This window comes from Rhodoferax sp. GW822-FHT02A01, from assembly GCF_038784515.1.
Classification (GTDB): Bacteria; Pseudomonadota; Gammaproteobacteria; order Burkholderiales; family Burkholderiaceae_C; genus Allorhodoferax.
On sequence record NZ_CP152376.1, the window covers coordinates 663,808 to 681,377 of the forward strand.

General features: G+C 62.4%; 16 protein-coding genes and 1 pseudogene. 15 read left to right on the forward strand and 2 right to left on the reverse strand.

The features are described from left to right. The first annotated feature begins 2 nt into the window (after window positions 1-2). From AAGF34_RS03120 to AAGF34_RS03140, 5 genes are all read left to right on the forward strand, one after another. On the forward strand, window positions 3-872 hold the full coding sequence (locus tag AAGF34_RS03120; RefSeq protein ID WP_342619174.1) for a class III extradiol dioxygenase subunit beta: 870 nt from the start codon (window positions 3-5) through the stop codon (window positions 870-872). Further along, window positions 872-1,822 carry a Gfo/Idh/MocA family oxidoreductase gene (locus AAGF34_RS03125; RefSeq protein ID WP_342619175.1) on the forward strand — a complete coding sequence of 317 codons (951 nt, stop codon included), beginning with the start codon at window positions 872-874 and terminating at the stop codon, window positions 1,820-1,822. The genes AAGF34_RS03120 and AAGF34_RS03125 overlap by 1 nt, the downstream gene beginning before the upstream one ends. 150 nt (window positions 1,823-1,972) lie before the next feature. Beyond that, window positions 1,973-2,383: a MarR family transcriptional regulator gene (locus AAGF34_RS03130; RefSeq protein ID WP_342621023.1), complete on the forward strand. Its 411-nt coding sequence runs from the start codon at window positions 1,973-1,975 to the stop codon at window positions 2,381-2,383. A gap of 111 nt (window positions 2,384-2,494) precedes the next feature. Further along, on the forward strand, window positions 2,495-3,541 hold the full coding sequence (locus AAGF34_RS03135) for an aromatic ring-hydroxylating dioxygenase subunit alpha (RefSeq protein WP_342619176.1): 1,047 nt from the start codon (window positions 2,495-2,497) through the stop codon (window positions 3,539-3,541). A 9-nt stretch (window positions 3,542-3,550) separates the two neighbouring features. Next, window positions 3,551-4,519, forward strand: coding sequence for a PDR/VanB family oxidoreductase (locus tag AAGF34_RS03140; protein ID WP_342621024.1), 969 nt, complete (start codon window positions 3,551-3,553; stop codon window positions 4,517-4,519). Here the strand turns inward: AAGF34_RS03140 and AAGF34_RS03145 are convergent. Further along, window positions 4,514-5,185, reverse strand: coding sequence for an AbrB family transcriptional regulator (locus tag AAGF34_RS03145; RefSeq protein ID WP_342619177.1), 672 nt, complete (start codon window positions 5,183-5,185; stop codon window positions 4,514-4,516). The two genes, AAGF34_RS03140 and AAGF34_RS03145, sit on opposite strands and share 6 nt — an antisense overlap. Window positions 5,186-5,261: 76 nt before the next feature. Continuing rightward, a pseudogene (locus AAGF34_RS03150) lies at window positions 5,262-5,570 on the reverse strand (AbrB family transcriptional regulator); the annotation flags it as partial. Between the two features lie 164 nt (window positions 5,571-5,734). On the opposite strand from AAGF34_RS03150, the gene AAGF34_RS03155 reads away from it, so the two are divergent. The 10 genes from AAGF34_RS03155 to AAGF34_RS03200 all read left to right on the forward strand — a co-directional run bounded on the left by AAGF34_RS03155 (window position 5,735) and on the right by AAGF34_RS03200 (window position 17,563). Beyond that, window positions 5,735-6,061 (forward strand): hypothetical protein, encoded by a 327-nt coding sequence (locus AAGF34_RS03155; RefSeq protein ID WP_342619178.1) that lies wholly within the window; start codon window positions 5,735-5,737, stop codon window positions 6,059-6,061. A 66-nt stretch (window positions 6,062-6,127) separates the two neighbouring features. Next, the gene (locus AAGF34_RS03160; protein WP_342621025.1) at window positions 6,128-6,775 is read left to right on the forward strand and encodes an ANTAR domain-containing protein; all 648 of its coding nucleotides are present in this window, start codon (window positions 6,128-6,130) and stop codon (window positions 6,773-6,775) included. Between the two features lie 306 nt (window positions 6,776-7,081). Further along, entirely contained in the window at window positions 7,082-8,326 is a 1,245-nt protein-coding gene (locus tag AAGF34_RS03165; RefSeq protein WP_342619179.1) for a CmpA/NrtA family ABC transporter substrate-binding protein, read from the forward strand. A gap of 36 nt (window positions 8,327-8,362) precedes the next feature. Then, window positions 8,363-9,271, forward strand: coding sequence for a nitrate ABC transporter permease (ntrB, locus tag AAGF34_RS03170; protein WP_342619180.1), 909 nt, complete (start codon window positions 8,363-8,365; stop codon window positions 9,269-9,271). A 95-nt stretch (window positions 9,272-9,366) separates the two neighbouring features. Next, on the forward strand, window positions 9,367-10,203 hold the full coding sequence (locus tag AAGF34_RS03175; RefSeq protein ID WP_342619181.1) for an ABC transporter ATP-binding protein: 837 nt from the start codon (window positions 9,367-9,369) through the stop codon (window positions 10,201-10,203). A 47-nt stretch (window positions 10,204-10,250) separates the two neighbouring features. Next, complete coding sequence (gene nirB, locus AAGF34_RS03180) at window positions 10,251-12,740, forward strand: nitrite reductase large subunit NirB (RefSeq protein ID WP_342621026.1); 2,490 nt, start codon at window positions 10,251-10,253, stop codon at window positions 12,738-12,740. Next, window positions 12,737-13,141: a nitrite reductase small subunit NirD gene (nirD, locus tag AAGF34_RS03185; RefSeq protein ID WP_342619182.1), complete on the forward strand. Its 405-nt coding sequence runs from the start codon at window positions 12,737-12,739 to the stop codon at window positions 13,139-13,141. Before nirB ends, nirD begins: the two co-directional genes overlap by 4 nt. 25 nt (window positions 13,142-13,166) lie before the next feature. Next, window positions 13,167-16,055 (forward strand): molybdopterin-dependent oxidoreductase, encoded by a 2,889-nt coding sequence (locus AAGF34_RS03190; protein WP_342619183.1) that lies wholly within the window; start codon window positions 13,167-13,169, stop codon window positions 16,053-16,055. Between the two features lie 11 nt (window positions 16,056-16,066). Then, window positions 16,067-16,855 (forward strand): uroporphyrinogen-III C-methyltransferase, encoded by a 789-nt coding sequence (cobA, locus tag AAGF34_RS03195; RefSeq protein ID WP_342619184.1) that lies wholly within the window; start codon window positions 16,067-16,069, stop codon window positions 16,853-16,855. 33 nt (window positions 16,856-16,888) lie between these two features. Next, window positions 16,889-17,563, forward strand: a complete 675-nt coding sequence (locus tag AAGF34_RS03200) for a methyl-accepting chemotaxis protein (RefSeq protein ID WP_342619185.1) — start codon at window positions 16,889-16,891, stop codon at window positions 17,561-17,563. Window positions 17,564-17,570 lie beyond the last annotated feature (7 nt).

Genomic DNA, 17,570 nt, shown 5'->3' on the forward strand with positions numbered 1-17,570 from the left:
ACATGGCACGCATAACCGCATCTGTATACACCTCGCACGTCCCCGCGATCGGTGCCGCGCTCGACCTGGGCAAGGACAAGGAGCCCTATTGGGCCCCGCTGTTCAAGGGCTATGAATATTCCAAGCAGTGGATGAAGGACAACAAGCCCGACGTCATCTTCCTGGTCTACAACGACCACGCCACGGCCTTCAGCCTGGACATGATTCCCACCTTCGCCATCGGCACGGCAGACAAGTTCGAACCGGCCGACGAAGGCTACGGTGCGCGCCCCGTGCCCACCGTGATCGGCCATCCTGAGCTGGCTTCACACATTGCCCAGTCGGTGATCCAGCAGGACTTTGACCTCACCATCGTCAACAAGATGGACGTGGACCACGGCCTGACCGTGCCGCTGTCCCTGATGTGCGGCAACCCGCCCAAGGAAGATTTCCATTGGCCCTGCCCGGTGATTCCGTTTGCCGTGAATGTGGTGCAGTACCCCGTTCCCAGCGGCCAGCGCTGCTTCAACCTGGGCCAGGCCATCCGCAAGGCGGTGGAGAGCTATGACGAAGACCTGAACGTGCACATCTGGGGCACGGGCGGCATGAGCCACCAACTGCAAGGTCCACGCGCCGGCCTGATCAACAAGGAATTCGACAACGCCTTTCTGGACAAGCTGATTGCCGACCCCCGTGCCGCCGCCGCCATTCCACATATCGACTATGTGCGCGAAGCCGGCAGCGAAGGCATCGAGCTGGTGATGTGGCTGATTGCCCGCGGTGCCATGGATGATGTGGCCGGACGCGCCGATGGCGTGAACCTCAAGCACCGCTTCTTCCATGTGCCGGCGTCCAACACGGCCGTGGGCCATCTGATTCTGGAGAACAAATAATGACTATCAAAGTAGCACTCGCAGGCGCAGGCGCCTTCGGTATCAAGCACCTGGACGGCATCAAGAACATTGATGGCGTGGAAGTGATTTCCCTCATCAGCCGCGACCTGGAAAAAACCCGCGAAGTGGCCGGCAAATACGGCATTGGCCACGTGACCACCGAGCTGGCCGATAGCCTGGCCATCCCCGAGCTGGACGCCGTCATCCTATGCACCCCCACGCAGATGCACGCCGAGCAGACCATGGCCTGCCTCAAGGCCGGCAAGCATGTGCAGGTGGAGATTCCGCTGGCCGACAGCCTCAAGGGCGCGCAGGACGTGGTGGCGCTGCAGAAGCAGACCGGGCTGGTGGCCATGTGCGGCCACACCCGCCGCTTCAACCCCAGCCACCAGTACGTGCACAAGAAGATTCAGGCCGGCGAATTCAACATCCAGCAAATGGATGTGCAGACCTACTTCTTCCGCCGCACCAACATGAATGCGCTGGGCCAGCCGCGCAGCTGGACCGACCACCTGCTGTGGCACCATGCCGCCCACACCGTGGACCTGTTCGCCTACCAGTGCGGCAGCCCCATCGTGGCCGCCAACGCACTGCAAGGCCCCATCCACCCCACGCTGGGCATTGCCATGGACATGAGCATCCAGCTCAAGGCCGCCAACGGCGCCATCTGCACGCTGAGCCTGTCCTTCAACAACGACGGCCCGCTGGGCACCTTCTTCCGCTACATCGGCGACAGCGCCACCTACATTGCCCGCTACGACGACCTGTTCAACGGCAAGGAAGAGAAGATCGACGTCAGCAAGGTGGACGTGTCCATGAACGGCATCGAGCTGCAGGACCGCGAATTCTTCGCAGCCATCCGTGAAGGCCGCGAACCCAACAGCAGCGTGGCTGGCGTGCTGGCCTGCTACGAAGTGCTGCACAAGCTGGAGCAGCAGCTGCAGGGCTGATTTTTCTTTCTGTTCGCATCTGTGCGGGGCACACTCCATCCGGGGTGTGCCCTTTTTACTTATTGCTTGCCGCACAATCCGCACATGAGCAAAGCCAGCCCATCCGCCAAAACCAGCACTGCCCGCAAAACCACCAAAGTCCCGGCCGTCATGCCGGTGCATGATGAGCCGGGCCACCTGATCCGCCGCGCGCAACAGCTGGCCGTGGCACGTTTTCACGAAGTGCATGGCCGCAATGCCACGCCCATCCAATACGCCATCCTGCGCACCCTGCAGGAGTCGCCCGGCATTGACCAAGTGACGTTGGCGCAGAAGATTGCGCTGGACACCTCCACCACCGCCGACATTGCCACCCGCCTGGAAGCCAAGGGCTGGATTGAGCGCAAGGTGATGCCGCGGCGCCAGCGCAGCCTGTCGCTGACGCCAACCGGGGCGGAAGTATTGCTGGAGCTGCAACCGGGTATCGAGCTGGTGTACCAAGCCGTTTTGAGAAATCTGGAGCCGGCAGAGCAGGACGAGTTCATGCGCCTGCTGCGCAAACTGGTCCAGATAGACAACTGAGAACCGCCCAAACCTAGGGTTAACACGGATCAAATTGTGCTGGTCAATGGGAAAGTCATTCCGTACAATGAATGTCATTCAGTACACGTATTCACTCCAAGGAGAATGTCCATGTATCCCAAGAACGCCTGGTATGTTGCTGCCACCCCCAACGAGATTGACGAGAAGCCCTTGGGCCGCACCATCTGCGGCGAGAAGATCGCGTTCTTCCGCGGCCCCGAAGGCGTGGTCGCCGCGGTGGAGAACTTCTGCCCGCACCGCGGTGCTCCCTTGTCGCTGGGCTATGTGAGCGAAGGCAAGCTGGTGTGCGGCTACCACGGCCTGCACATGGGCTGCAACGGCAAGACTGTGTCCATGCCTGGCCAACGTGTGCAAGGCTTTCCCGCAGTGCGCAGCTATCCGGTGGAAGAGCGCTACGGCTTCATCTGGGTCTGGCCCGGTGATGCGGCCCTGGCTGACAAGGCAACCATCCCGCACCAAGAGTGGTACGACCACCCCGAGTGGGCCTTCGGTGGCGGCCTGTTTCACATCGCCTGCGACTACCGCCTGATGATCGACAACCTGATGGACCTCACGCACGAAACCTATGTGCACTCCACCAGCATCGGCCAAAAGGAAATTGACGAGACGCCCAGCAAGACCACGGTGGATGGAACCACCGTCACCACCGCGCGCTACATGGACAACGTCACGCCACCGCCCTTCTGGAAGCTGGCCCTGCGCGGCAACAACCTGGCCGACGACGTGCCGGTGGACCGCTGGCAGATCTGCCGCTTCACCCCGCCCAGCAATGTGATCATCGAAGTGGGCGTGGCGCACCGCGGCCACGGCGGCTACGACGCACCCAACGAGTTCAAGGCCTACAGCAAGGTGATCGACTTCATCACCCCCGAGACCGAAACTTCCATCCACTACTTCTGGGGCATGGCACGCAAGTTCAACCCCACCGACAAGGCGCTCACGGCCACCATCCGCGAAGGCCAGGGCAAGATCTTCAGCGAAGACCTGGAGATGCTGGAACTGCAGCAGAAGAACCTGCTGGCCTACCCTGACCGCAAGCTGCTGATGCTCAACATCGATTCGGGTGGCGTGCAGGCACGCAAGATCATCGACCGCATGCTGGCCGAAGAGCAGACCGCTGCAACGGCGAAGGCTTGAGGCATGACGATGCATACCAGTCCCATACTGTCCGTACGTGTCGCGCGCAAGGTAGCGGAAGCGCTGGACATCAGCAGCTTCGAGCTGGTCTCCGTTGACGGCTCTGCCCTGCCCGCCTTCACGGCCGGATCGCATGTGGACGTGCATTTGCCCAACGGATTGATACGGCAATATTCCTTGTGCAATGACCCGCGCGAAAGTGGTCGTTACCTGATTGGTGTGCTGCGTGACGCGTCCTCCCGTGGCGGTTCGCGCGCCATGCACGACGAGATTCAGGAAGGGCAAACGCTGCAGATCAGCGCGCCCCGTAACCATTTTGCGTTGGCGCCTGAGGCCAAGCGCAACCTGCTGCTAGCAGGCGGCATCGGTGTCACACCCATCCTGTGCATGGCCGAGCACCTGAACGCTACGGGCGCAGACTTCGAGATGCACTACGCCAGCCGCACGCTGGAGCGCACGGCGTTTTACCAGCGCATCAGCGACTCCGCGTTTGCCAAGCAGGTGCAATTCCACTTTGACGATGGCGCTGCCGAACAGAAGCTGGACCTGCCCGCCCTGTTGGCAAAACCCCAAGCAGGCACCCATCTGTATGTCTGCGGCCCCAAGGGCTTCATGGATGCGGTACTCGCCAATGCACGCGCGCAGGGTTGGCCGGAAGAGCAGCTGCACTATGAGTTCTTCACGGCCGAAGTCGTCCACTCCGACAGCGATGCCAGTTTCGACGTCAAACTCGCCAGCAACGGACGCATCGTGCGCATCCCCAAGGACAAGACCGTGGCCCAGGCGCTGGCCGAGGCGGGTGTGGACATCATGCTGTCCTGCGAGCAGGGCGTATGCGGAACCTGCCTGACGCGGGTGCTCGAAGGCACGCCAGACCACCGGGACAGCTACCTGCTGCCCGAGGAACAGGCCGCCAACGACCAGTTCACGCCCTGCTGCTCGCGCTCCAAGAGCGCCATGCTGGTGCTGGACCTATAAGGGGCGCGGGTCGCGGCTGGCAACCCAGCGGGACACCGCCGGGCCTGCCAGCAGCACCATGATGAAACGGGCCATCTGCATGGCCATCACAAATCCCGCATCGACGGCGCTGGTGGCGGCAATCACTGCGACAGAATCGGCGCCGCCGGGACTGGTGGCCAGATACGAGGTCAGCACGTCAAAGCCCACCCAGCGGCTGAGCACCAATGCGTGCAGGCCGCCCACCACCACCAGCGCCAGAATGGCGCCCAGCACGACAGGCAACACCCTCCAGGCATACAGCAGGCTGGCCCGGTTGAACCGCAGGCCGATGCTCCAGCCGATCAGCGCATACGCCAGCCCCAACAGCAAGGACGGAAGCTCCACCTGAAACAAGCCCAACGCAGGCAAAACGATCGCCAGCAACATGGGAAGCCACATGCCTCCACCCGGAATCTCAAAGCGCCGGGCCAGGGCGGCGCCACCGCCGGCCAGCAACAGGGTGACGCCTGCATTCAACGGGCTCTTCAGCGTCCACCAATCCACCTCGGCTACCGGCAGGACGGCATGATGGCTTCCAAAGTGCGCGACCAGTGAGGCCAGTGCCGTCACAACCACCACCCGCGAATACTGCATGAAGGCCACCAGACGCACGTCGGCACCAAAGTCTTCCGACATCAGCACCATGGCAGAAGCGGCGCCCGGCGCCCGGCGCCAGGCCCCACACCGCCGTACTGCCCGGCAAGATGCGCATGCGCATCAAAAACCAGCCCAGCACCGCGCTGGCGGCGATCACCGAAAAGGTAATACCCAGGAAGAAAGGCCAGTCGCTGGCCAGCCGTTCCAGCATGGGCCATTGCAGGCTTCGGGCAATCAGGCAACCCACAATCCCCTGTGCCAGCGCAAACAGGTTGCGAGATGGAGCCAGAACATATCCCCGGTGCCCCATCCAGATGCCTGCCAACATACAGCCCAGCAACACACTGGCAGGGAGCTGCAGCAAATGGAGCAGGCCCACCAGCGCGGCGCTCAGCAGCAACAGCAACGGCCAGCGCATTCGGTCAGGGATCATGCAATACGGGTTCGTGAAACAGGTGTGAAACCATTATCGCGAATGCACATGACGGCACTTTTGGCCCACATCGCCGGCTTGACTGACGTCATGTTTCTGACCCCGTTTTAAAAAATCATCTTGTAAGTTTCGAGTCAGAATCGAATCCTATGCTGCGACGCACCATGAACGCCTCCCTCAGCATTCGCCTCGGCCTTGAAGACCTGCTTGCAGATCTGCGCCATGCCCGCCGGCATGCGGAACTGGGGCGACTGGCGCTGCTCGCGTACTGCGAGGTGCGCGGCTGGGCCCGTCAAGCCGGGGAGATCGGCATCGCCAGCCAATCCACCAAGATGTTTACCGAAAACCCCTACGTGAACAAGGAAGACTTCCTGGTGAAAGTGGATTCGCTGATCCATTCACTTGAGCGGCTTCAATCCGGCTCACCCATATCCCAACATGCCTTCATGTCGGCGCAAGGTGCCGACATGCCCTGCGCACCTTCGCGCTGAAACCGCTGCCGCTTGCTATGCTGCACGGTAGCGTGGCGCGCTATTTGCGTCATGCGCTCCACTGATATGAACCAGGCACTGCGCATCGTTGTTGTTTCCACCGATCTGGATATCCTGGATCCACAGGATGAGCACGCCCAGCAGCAGGCCGAGCGCTCACGCAGCCTGCGCATTGGTTTACTGGAAAGCGGCTTCAATCTGGTGGCCTCGTTGCCAGGAGACGTGTTTCTGACAGAGCGGCTGGCCCAGTTGCGGCCCGATCTGATCATCGTGGACGCCGAAAGTGACGCCCGGGATGCGCTGGAGCATGTGGTGATGGCCACGCGCGACGAGCGCCGCCCCATCGTGATGTTCACCAACGACCAGGACAGCGGCAATGCACGTGCCGCAGTGGCCGCCGGGGTGACGGCCTACATCGTGGCCGGTCTGCAGCCCGAGCGCATACGCCCCATTCTGGATGTGGCCATGGCCCGCTTCCAGCACGAGCAGGCACTGCGCAAGGAACTGGCCGACGCCCGCTCCGAACTCAACGAACTCAGCGCCACGCTGCAGGAACGCAAAGTCATAGACCGCGCCAAGGCGCTTTTGATGGAGCGTCAGAAGCTCAGCGAGAGTGAGGCCTACGCCAGACTGCGCAAGGCCGCCATGGACAAGAACATGAAGATCGTGGAAGTGGCCCAGCGCATGCTGGACGTGGCCGATCTGATGGGCTGAAACCGCCACTCTTGGTGCGTTGCACAAAAGAAGTGCGAGCCCTGCAATCCGTAGACTCCATTACAAACAAGCTTGTAGACCAATACCAGAAAGCATTTGACGCTATAACTTCTATAGCTACCAAACATGGCACGCAGTTTGCGTAGAAAAACACAAGACCAGTGATGGTCAACTGATGTGCACCATCCAACGGCGGGCGGTGCAGATCACACCGGACAAAGGCGTCCCCACGCGTTCAGCGCTACCAGCGACTGAGCGCCGTGCGGACGCCTTTTTGTTTTTGTTTTTCTAACCTGGAGTGTTGCCTTGACCGATCTGCTCAAACACAAACTCACCCGTCGCGCGGTACTGCAAACCGCAGCTGTTGGCGCCTTTGGCGTGGACCCCGCACTGCGTGCCGCGGTGTACGCCGCCGGCTCCGATGCACCGGAAAAGACGGAGGTCAAGATCGGCTTCATTCCATTGACCGACTGTGCCAGCGTGGTGATGGCATCGGTGCTGGGCATAGACCAGAAGTACGGCGTCAAGATCATCCCCAGCAAGGAAGCCAGCTGGGCCGGCGTGCGCGACAAGCTGGTCACCGGTGAACTGGACTTCGCCCACGTGCTTTATGGCTTGGTCTATGGCGTGCATCTGGGAATCGGCGGCCCCAAGAAGGACATGGCCGTGCTGATGACGCTCAACAACAACGGCCAGGCCATCACCCTGTCCAAGAAGCTAGCGGACAAAGGTGCGGTGGACGGCGCCGGCCTGGCCAAGCTGATGGCATCGGACAAGCGCGAGTACACCTTTGCACAGACCTTCCCCACTGGCACCCATGCCATGTGGCTGTACTACTGGATGGCGGCCAATGGCATCAACCCCCTGAACGACGCCAAGGTCATCACCGTGCCACCTCCCCAGATGGTGGCAAATATGCGCGTGGGAAATATGGACGGCTACTGCGTGGGCGAACCCTGGAACCACCGCGCCATCATTGACGGCATCGGCATCACTGCGGCCACCACCCAGGACATCTGGAAAGACCACCCGGAAAAAGTGCTGGGCACTACCGGTGACTTCGTCAAGAAGTACCCCAACACCGCACGCGCGGTGACAGCCGCCATCCTGGAAGCCGGCAAGTGGATCGATGCCGGCCTGCAGAACAAGAACAAGATGGCCGAAACCATTGCCGACAAGAGCTACGTCAATACCAGCGTGGACGCGATCAACCAGCGCATTCTGGGTCGCTACCAAAACGGCCTGGGCAAGACCTGGGACGACCCCAACTTCATGAAGTTCTACAACGACGGCGCGGTGAACTTCCCTTACCTGTCGGACGGCATGTGGTTCCTCACACAGCACAAGCGTTGGGGCCTGCTCAAGGAGCATCCCGACTACCTGGCTGTGGCCAAACAGATCAACCAGATCGACATCTACAAGCAGGCTGCCACTGCCACCAAGACGCCCGTTCCAAAGGACGTGCTGCGCACCTCCAAGCTGATGGACGGCGTGGTCTGGGACGGCAAGGACCCCAAGAAATACGCCGACGCCTTCAAGGTCAAGGCCTGAGTACCCGTGCCGAACTCTCACGCAAAGGAGCCCACCATGGTCAGTGCTGTTTTTCACTCCCCCTTGGCCACTGCAGCCGAAGACGTGGCCGTCATGCACGTGCCAGCCAAGCCGGCACCGGTGGTGGTGCCAACCGCCCCCACCGAAGCCCGGTCGGGCTACGACTGGAACGCGTTGCTGATGGCCGTCCTGCCGCCGGTGCTCGGTCTGGCCCTGCTGATGCTGATCTGGGCTGGCATCAGCATGGGAACGGGTGGCAGCATCCCTACGCCCACCGAAACGGCCAAGCAGGCAGTGGCAATCTTCAGTGATCCGTTCTACCGCAAAGGCCCCAACGACCAGGGCGTGGGCTGGAATGTGCTGATGTCGCTGGAGCGTGTGGCCATGGGCTTCGGACTGGCGGCGGTGGTGGGCATACCAGCAGGCTTTCTGATCGGGCGCTTCGACTTCCTCAGCCGCATGTTCAACCCGCTGATCAGCCTGATGCGTCCGGTCTCGCCGCTGGCCTGGCTGCCCATCGGCCTGCTGGTCTTCAAGGGCGCCAACCCGGCGGCCATCTGGACCATCTTCATCTGCTCCATCTGGCCCATGATCATCAACACCGCCGTCGGCGTGCAACGCGTGCCACAGGACTACATGAACGTGGCGCGTGTGCTGAATCTCTCCGAGTGGAAGATCATCACCAAGATTTTGTTCCCCTCGGTGCTGCCCTACATGCTGACGGGTGTGCGGCTGGCCGTGGGCACTGCCTGGCTGGTGATTGTGGCCGCCGAGATGCTGACCGGCGGCGTGGGCATCGGATTCTGGGTCTGGGACGAGTGGAACAACCTCAACGTGGCCCACATCATCATCGCCATCTTTGTCATCGGCATCGTTGGCCTTGTCCTCGAGTACGTACTGATCAAGGTCGCAACCGCATTCACATTTGAAGAGGTAAGAACCTGAACCACCCCGAAGCGCCTTTGGCGCTTCCCCCTCAAGGGGCGCCCCCAGTGGCCCGGCAAAGCCGGTTCCACGGTGGCCCTGAACCGGAGCACACCATGAATACAGCATTCACATCCCAATTCATCAATATCCAGGGCGTAGCGCAGACCTTCAAGACCAAGAAGGGCTCCTTCCCCGCGCTGCGCGACATCAACCTCACCGTCGCCAAGGGCGAGTTCGTCGCACTCATTGGTCACAGCGGCTGTGGCAAGTCCACATTGCTCAACCTGATCGCCGGGCTCGCGCTGCCCACCGCCGGCACCCTGCTGTGCGCCAACCGTGAAATCGCCGGCCCCGGCCCCGAACGCGCCGTGGTGTTCCAGAACCATTCATTGTTGCCTTGGCTCACCTGTTTCGAGAATGTGTACCTGGGTGTGGAACGCGTTTTTGGTGCGGCATCCAAGAGCACCGGCGCGCCTTCTGAAAACAAGGCCCAGCTCACCGCGCGAACAGACGCCGCACTGGCGCTGGTCGGCCTGACCGCCGCCGCGCAGAAACGTCCTGGTGAAGTCTCCGGCGGCATGAAGCAGCGCGTGGGCATTGCTCGCGCCCTGGCCATGGAGCCCAAGGTACTGCTGATGGACGAGCCCTTTGGCGCACTGGACGCGCTCACCCGCGCCAAGCTGCAGGACGAGCTGCTGGAGATCGTGGCCCGCACCCAGAGCACCGTGGTGATGGTGACCCATGACGTGGACGAAGCGGTGCTGCTGTCCGACAAGATCGTGATGATGACCAATGGCCCCGCCGCCACGATTGGCGAGGTCTTGCATGTGGACCTGCCGCGGCCACGCTCCCGCGTCGAACTGGCCGACAGCCCGCAGTACCTGGGCTATCGCAAGGCCGTGATCGACTTCCTCTACACCCGGCAAGCCCACGTGGAAAAGGCAGCCTGAACAAACCCCGTTCACCGGAGACTCCTATGGACATGAAACCGCCCCCGCTGCAGAAACAGAAACTCGTGATGGTTGGCAACGGCATGGCCGGCGTGCGCACGATAGAAGAGCTGCTCAGAATCGCACCGGACCTGTACGACATCACGGTCTTTGGTGCCGAGCCGCATCCCAACTACAACCGCATCCTCTTGAGCCCGGTGCTCGCCGGTGAGCAGACGCTCGATGAGATCGTGCTCAACCCCTTCAGCTGGTACGAAGAGAACGGCATCACCCTGCACGCAGGCAAGAAGGTCACTGAGGTGGACCGCGTCAAGCGCGTAGTGCGCTCGGTGGGCGCCGACGGTGCAGTGACCGAAGCGGCCTATGACCGACTGCTGCTGTGCACCGGCTCCAACCCCTTCATCCTGCCGGTGCCCGGCAAGGACCTGGAAGGCGTGATTGCCTACCGCGACATTGCCGACACCAACGCCATGATCGAGGCCGCCACACGCTACAAGCATGCGGTGGTGATTGGCGGCGGCCTCTTGGGCCTGGAAGCAGCCAACGGCCTGATGTTGCGTGGCATGACGGTCACCGTGGTGCATGTGCAGCCCACACTGATGGAGCGCCAGCTCGACAGCGTCGCAGGCGGTCTCTTGCGCAAGTCGCTGGAGGAGCGCGGCCTCAAGTTCCTCATGGGCGCGCAAACCCAGGAACTCATTGGCAGCCAGGACGATGGCAAGGGCGGACGCGTCAAGTCCATCCGCTTCAAGGACGGCACCGAAGTGGCCGCCGATCTCGTCGTCATGGCTGTGGGCATACGCCCCAACACCGAGCTGGCCCAGAGTATGCGGCTGCACGTGGACAAAGGCATCGTGGTGACCGACACCATGCAGACCGTGACCGACGCACGCATCTACAGCGTGGGCGAATGCGCTGCGCACCGCGGCATCGCCTATGGGCTGGTGGCGCCTTTGTTCGAGCAGGCCAAGGTGGCAGCCAACCACCTGGCGCTCTACGGCATTGGCCGCTACCAGGGGTCACTCACCTCCACCAAGCTCAAGGTCACTGGCATCGACCTTTTCAGTGCGGGCAATTTTATGGGCGGCGAGAACACCGAAGAGATCGTGATGAGCGACCCCTTTGGCGGTGTCTACAAGAAGCTGGTGATCCAGAACGACAGATTAGTGGGCGCCTGCATGTATGGCGACACGGTGGACGGCAGTTGGTACTTCAAGCTGCTGCGCGACGGCCGCTCCATTGCCGACATCCGCGACAAGCTGATGTTTGGCGAGAGCAACATCGGCGACGTGGGGCATGAGGGCCACAACAAGGCCGCCAGCATGCCAGACGACGCCGAGGTGTGCGGCTGCAACGGTGTCAAGAAAGGCACCATTTGCAAGGCCATCAAGGATAAGGGCCTGTTCACCATCGAAGAGGTGCGCAAGCACACCAAGGCCAGCGCCTCGTGCGGCTCATGCACCGGACTGGTCGAGCAGATCCTGATGTTCACCGCCGGTGGCGACTACTCGGCCACCCCCAAGACCAAGGCCATGTGCGGCTGCACCGACCTGGGCCATGCGGCCGTGCGCGAAGCCATACGCACGCCTTTGGCCGATGGAAGCAAGCTGCTCACCATAACCGCGGTGTACAAGCATCTGGGCTGGAAGACGCCCAATGGCTGTGCATCGTGCCGCCCGGCTGTGAACTACTACCTGATCAGCAGCTGGCCCAAGGAGGCGGTGGACGACCCGCAAAGCCGCTTCATCAACGAGCGCAGCCATGCCAACATCCAGAAGGACGGCACCTACAGCGTGATCCCGCGCATGTGGGGTGGCGAGACCACGGCCGATGAGTTGCGCCGCATTGCCAACGCGGTGGACAAGTACAACATCCCCACGGTCAAGGTCACCGGCGGCCAGCGCATCGACCTGCTGGGCGTGAAAAAGGAAGACCTGCAGGCCGTGTGGAAGGACATCGGCATGCCCAGCGGCCACGCCTATGCCAAGGCCTTGCGTACGGTCAAGACCTGCGTGGGCTCCGAGTGGTGCCGCATGGGCACGCAGGACAGCACCCAGATGGGCAAGGACCTGGAGCGTGCGATGTGGCGCATGTACGCGCCGCACAAGGTGAAGTTCGCCGTCTCGGGCTGCCCGCGCAACTGTGCGGAGGCCGGCATCAAGGACGTCGGAATCATTGGCGTGGACAGCGGCTGGGAGATGTATGTGGCGGGCAATGGCGGCATCAAGACCGAGGTGGCGCACTTCCTCACCAAGCTCAAGACGGCCGAAGAGGTGCTGGAGTACACCGGCGCCTTCTGCGAGCTGTACCGCCAGGAGGGCTGGTACTTGGAGCGCACGGTGCACTTTGTGAACCGCGTAGGCCTGGACTATGTGAAGAAGCGCATCCTCGAAGACCATGCCGGTCGCAAGGCGCTGTGGGAGCAGTTGCAATTTGCGCTCGATGGCGAGCCCGATCCCTGGTTTGACTTCAAGGAAGCACAGGTGGACACGCGCCAGTTTGACGCGCTGACCGTCAAGGAAGGAGCAGCAGCATGAGCAAGCTCCACAACACGTCCAATGAATGGGCTCTGATCTGTGCGCTCACCGACATCCCGGTGCTGGGCTCGCGCCGCGTGGCGCGCGCACAAGGGCTGGACGTGGCGGTGTTCCGCAACAGTCAGGACGAGGTGTTCGCGCTGCTGGACCGCTGCCCGCACAAGGGTGGCCCCTTGAGCCAGGGCATTGTGTTTGGCACCCATGTGGCCTGCCCGCTGCACAACTGGAGCATTGGCCTGTGTGACGGCCAGGCTTCTGCGCCGGATGAGGGTTGCACCCCGAAGTTCAGCGTCAAGCTCGAGGGTGGGCAGGTCTACCTCAAGGCAGCCGAACTGCAGAACCACGCCACCGATCTGCTGCGCCCGGTTGCAGGACCTGCCCGGCGCACGGCCACGGCGTAAGCCGCATACAGTGAACGAGCGCCCCATGCAGGAAACCCGCTCCACCTGTCCCTACTGCGGTGTGGGCTGCGGCGTCATCATCGAGAGCAAGGGCGCGCAGATCACCGGTGTGCGCGGCGACCCGGACCACCCAGCCAACTTCGGGCGACTCTGCTCCAAGGGCAGCACCCTGCATCTCACTGCAAGCGCGGTAGTGACGCAGCAGACGCGTCTGTTGCAACCCATGCAGCGGCTCACGCGCGGCGCAACGCCCCAGCCGCTGGGATGGGATGCGGCACTGACCCAGGCCAGCGCCACCTTTGCCCGCATCATTCGTGAGCACGGCCCCGATGCAGTGGGCTTCTATGTCTCGGGCCAGTTGCTCACCGAAGACTATTACGTCTTCAACAAGCTCGCCAAGGGGCTCATTGGCACCAACAACATCGACACCAACTCGCGCCTGTGCATGAGCAGCGCCGTGGCGGGCTACAAGAAGACGCTGGGTGCCGATGCGCCCCCGGCCTGCTACGACGATGTGAACTTTGCGGCCACGCTGTTCATCACCGGCTCCAACACCGCCTTTGCGCACCCGGTGCTGTACCGCCGCATCGAAGATGCCAGACGAGCCAACCCCACGCTGAAGGTGGTGGTGGTAGACCCTCGGCGCACCGATACGGCCGACATGGCCGACTTGCATCTGCAGATACAGCCCGGCACCGACGTGATGCTGTTCAACGGCATGCTGCACCTCATGCTGTGGGAGGGCTGGACCGATGCCGCCTACATCGCCGAGCACACAGCCGGCTTTGATGCGCTCAAGGCAACGGTGCGCGACTGCACGCCCGATCTGGTGGCGCAGGTCTGCGGCATCAGCAAGGACGCTCTGCTGGAAGCCACCCGTCTGTTCACGGGCCTGGGCCATAGAGTGGTCGGCGCAGATGGCAAGTTGCAGGCCGTACAGCGCCAGCCCACTTTGAGCCTGTATTGCCAGGGCCTGAACCAGTCCAGCAGCGGCACCGCCAAGAACGCCGCCCTCATCAACCTGCACCTGGCCTGCGGCCAGATCGGCAAGCCCGGAGCTGGCCCCTTCTCGCTCACCGGCCAGCCCAATGCCATGGGCGGGCGCGAAGTAGGAGGCCTGGCCAATCTGCTCAGTGCCCACCGGGACCTGGGCAATGCGCAACACCGCGCAGAAGTCGCCGATCTCTGGGGCGTGGCCGATGTGCCCGCAACACCCGGCAAGACCGCCGTGGAAATGTTCCAGGCCGCCGCCGACGGCGAGATCAAGGCCTTGTGGATTGCCTGCACCAACCCGGCCCAAAGCATGCCCGATCAGGCCACCGTGCGCCGCGCGCTGGAGCGTGCCGAGTACGTGGTGGTGCAGGAAGCGTTTGCGACCACGGCCACCTGCCGCTACGCCGACCTGCTGCTGCCCGCCACCACCTGGGGCGAGAAGGAGGGCACGGTGACCAACAGCGAACGCCGCATCAGCCGCGTGCGCGCAGCAGTGCCGCCACCCAGTGAGGCAAACACCCACCAGAGCGAAAGCGCCCCCCGACATGACTGGGCCATCGCCGTGGACTTTGCGCAGCGCCTGGAGCGCTCGTTGGGGCGCGTAGGACCCACCTTGTTCCCCTACACCACACCTGAGTCGATCTGGAACGAACACCGCGAATCCACCCGCGGGCGCGATCTGGACATCACGGGCTTGAGCTACACGGCACTGGAGATAGAACCGCAGCAGTGGCCCTTTCCAGAAGGTGCCAGCAAGGGGCGCGCCCGGCTATACGAAGACGGCGTCTTCCCCACTGCGGATGGCCGTGCGCAGTTTGCCGCCGTGCCCTACAAGCCCGTGGCCGAACCACGCGAGGCGCGCTACCCGTTCTCGCTCAACACTGGGCGCCTGCGCGACCAATGGCACGGTATGAGCCGCACCGGCACGCTGGGACGTCTGTTTGGCCATGCGCGTGAGCCGGCCCTGCAGATGCACCCGCAGGACATGGCACGGCGCCTGCTCAAGGAGGGCGACCTGGTGCATGTGACCAGTCGGCGCGGCTCTATCCTGGTGCCGGTGCAAGCCAGTGCCGAGCAGGCCATGAGCCAGGTGTTTCTGGCCATGCACTGGGGTGAGGAATTCATCAGCGGGCGCAGCAGCACCGGCCAGCGCCTGGCGGGCGTGAATGCGCTGACCAGCCCGGCCTTCTGCCCGGACTCCAAACAGCCCGAATTCAAGCATGCCGCAGTCAAAGTTCTCAAAGCCGAGCTGCCCTATTCTCTGGTGGCCATGGCCTGGCTGGCCCCCGAGCAGGTGCTGGCCGCGCGCAGCCAGCTGCAGTCGCTCATGGAGCGCTTTGCCTACGCCACCTGTGTGCCGTTTGCCAGTGCCACAGCCATGGATGGCGCGGCCGAGCGCCAAGGCCTGCTGCTGCGCGCTGCGGACCATGAAGCACCTGCATCTGAGGTGCTGCAACAGATCGAAGTCATCCTGCAACTGCAAGGCAGCCAGGTGCTGCGCTATGCCGATCCCAAGCGCGGCCAACACCGCACCATGCGGCTGCGCCGCACCCATGACGACACCCTGCTCGATGGCTTCCTGCTCTCGGGGGATACCCGTGCACAGGAGTGGATCAGCGGCTTGCTGCGGGACGAGCAGGCCACCCAGGCCTATGGCCGCGCCCTGCTGCTGCCGGTGAGCAAACCCCCGGTGCCGGTGGTGACGTTGGGCAAGGTGGTGTGTACCTGCTTCAATGTCCGGGACATCGCGATCGCCGAAAAACTGGCCGATTGCAGCGGAACCGATGCCGAGCGGCTGACCAACCTGCAAGGCGCCCTGCGTTGCGGCACCAACTGCGGTTCTTGTGTACCGGAATTGCAGCGCATGGTACGAAATTCGACTCCCTCCAACCTTTCTACCCCGACCGCCGAAGCGGCCTGAAGACCATGGACATGTCTCTTTCATCGTATGCGGCCAGCGGCCAGGTCACCCTGGTGGGCGCAGGCCCGGGCGACCCGGAACTGCTGACCATCAAGGCCCTCAAGGCCATACAGGCCGCCACCCTGCTGCTGGTGGACGATCTGGTGAGCGAAGGCATCGTGGCACTGGCAACGGCCAGCGCGCGCATCATCCGGGTCGGCAAACGCGGGGGCTGCCGCTCCACGCCACAGTCGTTCATTGAGAAGCTGATGATCACGGCCGCCCAGGAGGGCGAACGGGTGGTGCGCCTCAAGGGCGGCGACCCGTTCATGTTTGGACGTGGCGGCGAAGAGGTTGAACACCTGCAGGCAGCCGGTGTGCGTGTGGACGTGGTCAACGGCATCACTGCCGGCCTGGCGGCAGTCACCTCTTTGCAACTGCCGCTGACCCACCGCCAGCATGCCCATGGCGTGGTGTTCGTGACCGGTCATGCCAAGCCCGGCGACAGCGGGACGGACTGGCGTGCGCTGGCACAAACTGCCCACAGTGCCAAGCTGACCCTGGTGATCTACATGGGTGTGGGTGGCGCGGCTCGCATCCAGCAGGAGTTGCTGAGCGGCCTGGCTGCCGGCACGCCGGTGTTGATCGTGCAAAACGCCTCGTTGCCGCAGCAACGTCATGCCCAGACCACACTGGACCAGTTGCACGCCACCATTGAGCGCGAAGGGCTTGGCAGCCCGGCGGTGATTGTGGTGGGTGATGTGGTATCTGGAGTTTCTGCAATGGACCAGACAGGCATCTACCTGGAGCGCAGAGGGTAGGCCCGGAATCGAAGAATTCTCTGATGCACCTGCATGCGCACCACAAACGTCATCCAACCGAATTCAAGCACCCACTCCGGCAAATTGTCCGGGGAGACATTTGCAACACTCATCAACCTTTCTGGCCGCAGGCGTTTTACGTCCCAGCGCGTTGTGCTCTATGCCGTGTTGGCGTCCGGCGAAGACCCGGATGCACTGGCCACTGCCAGGGAAGCGCTGAAACTTTTTAGGGATGCACACACTGCCCTGGTCAAGGGAAATGATGCTTTGCCCGGCGTGTTCAGCGATGAACTGCATATGGCCTACTTTGGTCCCGAGTCTGGTGACAAAAAGATCCAGGCATTTATAGATCTGGCCGAGCGCACCTTCATAGCCATTGAATCAAATTGGCGGCAGAGGTCGGACTTTCTGAAAGAGCTTATTGCCAGCACCACTCCCTTGCTTGCAGTACTCAACAGCATCACGGCCATTTACGAGAAAGAAGCGCGCTCCCACGCCAACTCCGTAAAGAATCAGCTTCAGGATGTGATGAGTGAAATCCAAGACATATCAAAGCAGGCACACATGGTCGCGTTCAATGCGCAAATCATTGCCGCCAGGGCAGGCAACGCGGGACGCGAGTTTACGGTAGTTGCCAATGTGATGACCAGCATCACTGCAGAAATTGACAAACTGGTTCAAGCGGCACTCTCCAAAGCAGCGGCTTGAGTCTGCT

What these genes read in the sequence shown, in the direction of transcription:
- AAGF34_RS03120 (WP_342619174.1), top strand. Translation starts at nt 3, where the DNA reads ATGGCACGCATAACCGCATCTGTATACACCTCGCACGTCCCCGCGATC.
- AAGF34_RS03125 (WP_342619175.1), top strand. Translation starts at nt 872, where the DNA reads ATGACTATCAAAGTAGCACTCGCAGGCGCAGGCGCCTTCGGTATCAAG.
- AAGF34_RS03130 (WP_342621023.1), top strand. Translation starts at nt 1,973, where the DNA reads ATGCCGGTGCATGATGAGCCGGGCCACCTGATCCGCCGCGCGCAACAG.
- AAGF34_RS03135 (WP_342619176.1), top strand. Translation starts at nt 2,495, where the DNA reads ATGTATCCCAAGAACGCCTGGTATGTTGCTGCCACCCCCAACGAGATT.
- AAGF34_RS03140 (WP_342621024.1), top strand. Translation starts at nt 3,551, where the DNA reads ATGCATACCAGTCCCATACTGTCCGTACGTGTCGCGCGCAAGGTAGCG.
- AAGF34_RS03145 (WP_342619177.1), bottom strand. Translation starts at nt 5,185, where the DNA reads ATGGTGCTGATGTCGGAAGACTTTGGTGCCGACGTGCGTCTGGTGGCC.
- AAGF34_RS03155 (WP_342619178.1), top strand. Translation starts at nt 5,735, where the DNA reads ATGAACGCCTCCCTCAGCATTCGCCTCGGCCTTGAAGACCTGCTTGCA.
- AAGF34_RS03160 (WP_342621025.1), top strand. Translation starts at nt 6,128, where the DNA reads ATGAACCAGGCACTGCGCATCGTTGTTGTTTCCACCGATCTGGATATC.
- ntrB (WP_342619180.1), top strand. Translation starts at nt 8,363, where the DNA reads ATGGTCAGTGCTGTTTTTCACTCCCCCTTGGCCACTGCAGCCGAAGAC.
- AAGF34_RS03175 (WP_342619181.1), top strand. Translation starts at nt 9,367, where the DNA reads ATGAATACAGCATTCACATCCCAATTCATCAATATCCAGGGCGTAGCG.
- nirD (WP_342619182.1), top strand. Translation starts at nt 12,737, where the DNA reads ATGAGCAAGCTCCACAACACGTCCAATGAATGGGCTCTGATCTGTGCG.
- AAGF34_RS03190 (WP_342619183.1), top strand. Translation starts at nt 13,167, where the DNA reads ATGCAGGAAACCCGCTCCACCTGTCCCTACTGCGGTGTGGGCTGCGGC.
- cobA (WP_342619184.1), top strand. Translation starts at nt 16,067, where the DNA reads ATGTCTCTTTCATCGTATGCGGCCAGCGGCCAGGTCACCCTGGTGGGC.
- AAGF34_RS03200 (WP_342619185.1), top strand. Translation starts at nt 16,889, where the DNA reads ATGCGCACCACAAACGTCATCCAACCGAATTCAAGCACCCACTCCGGC.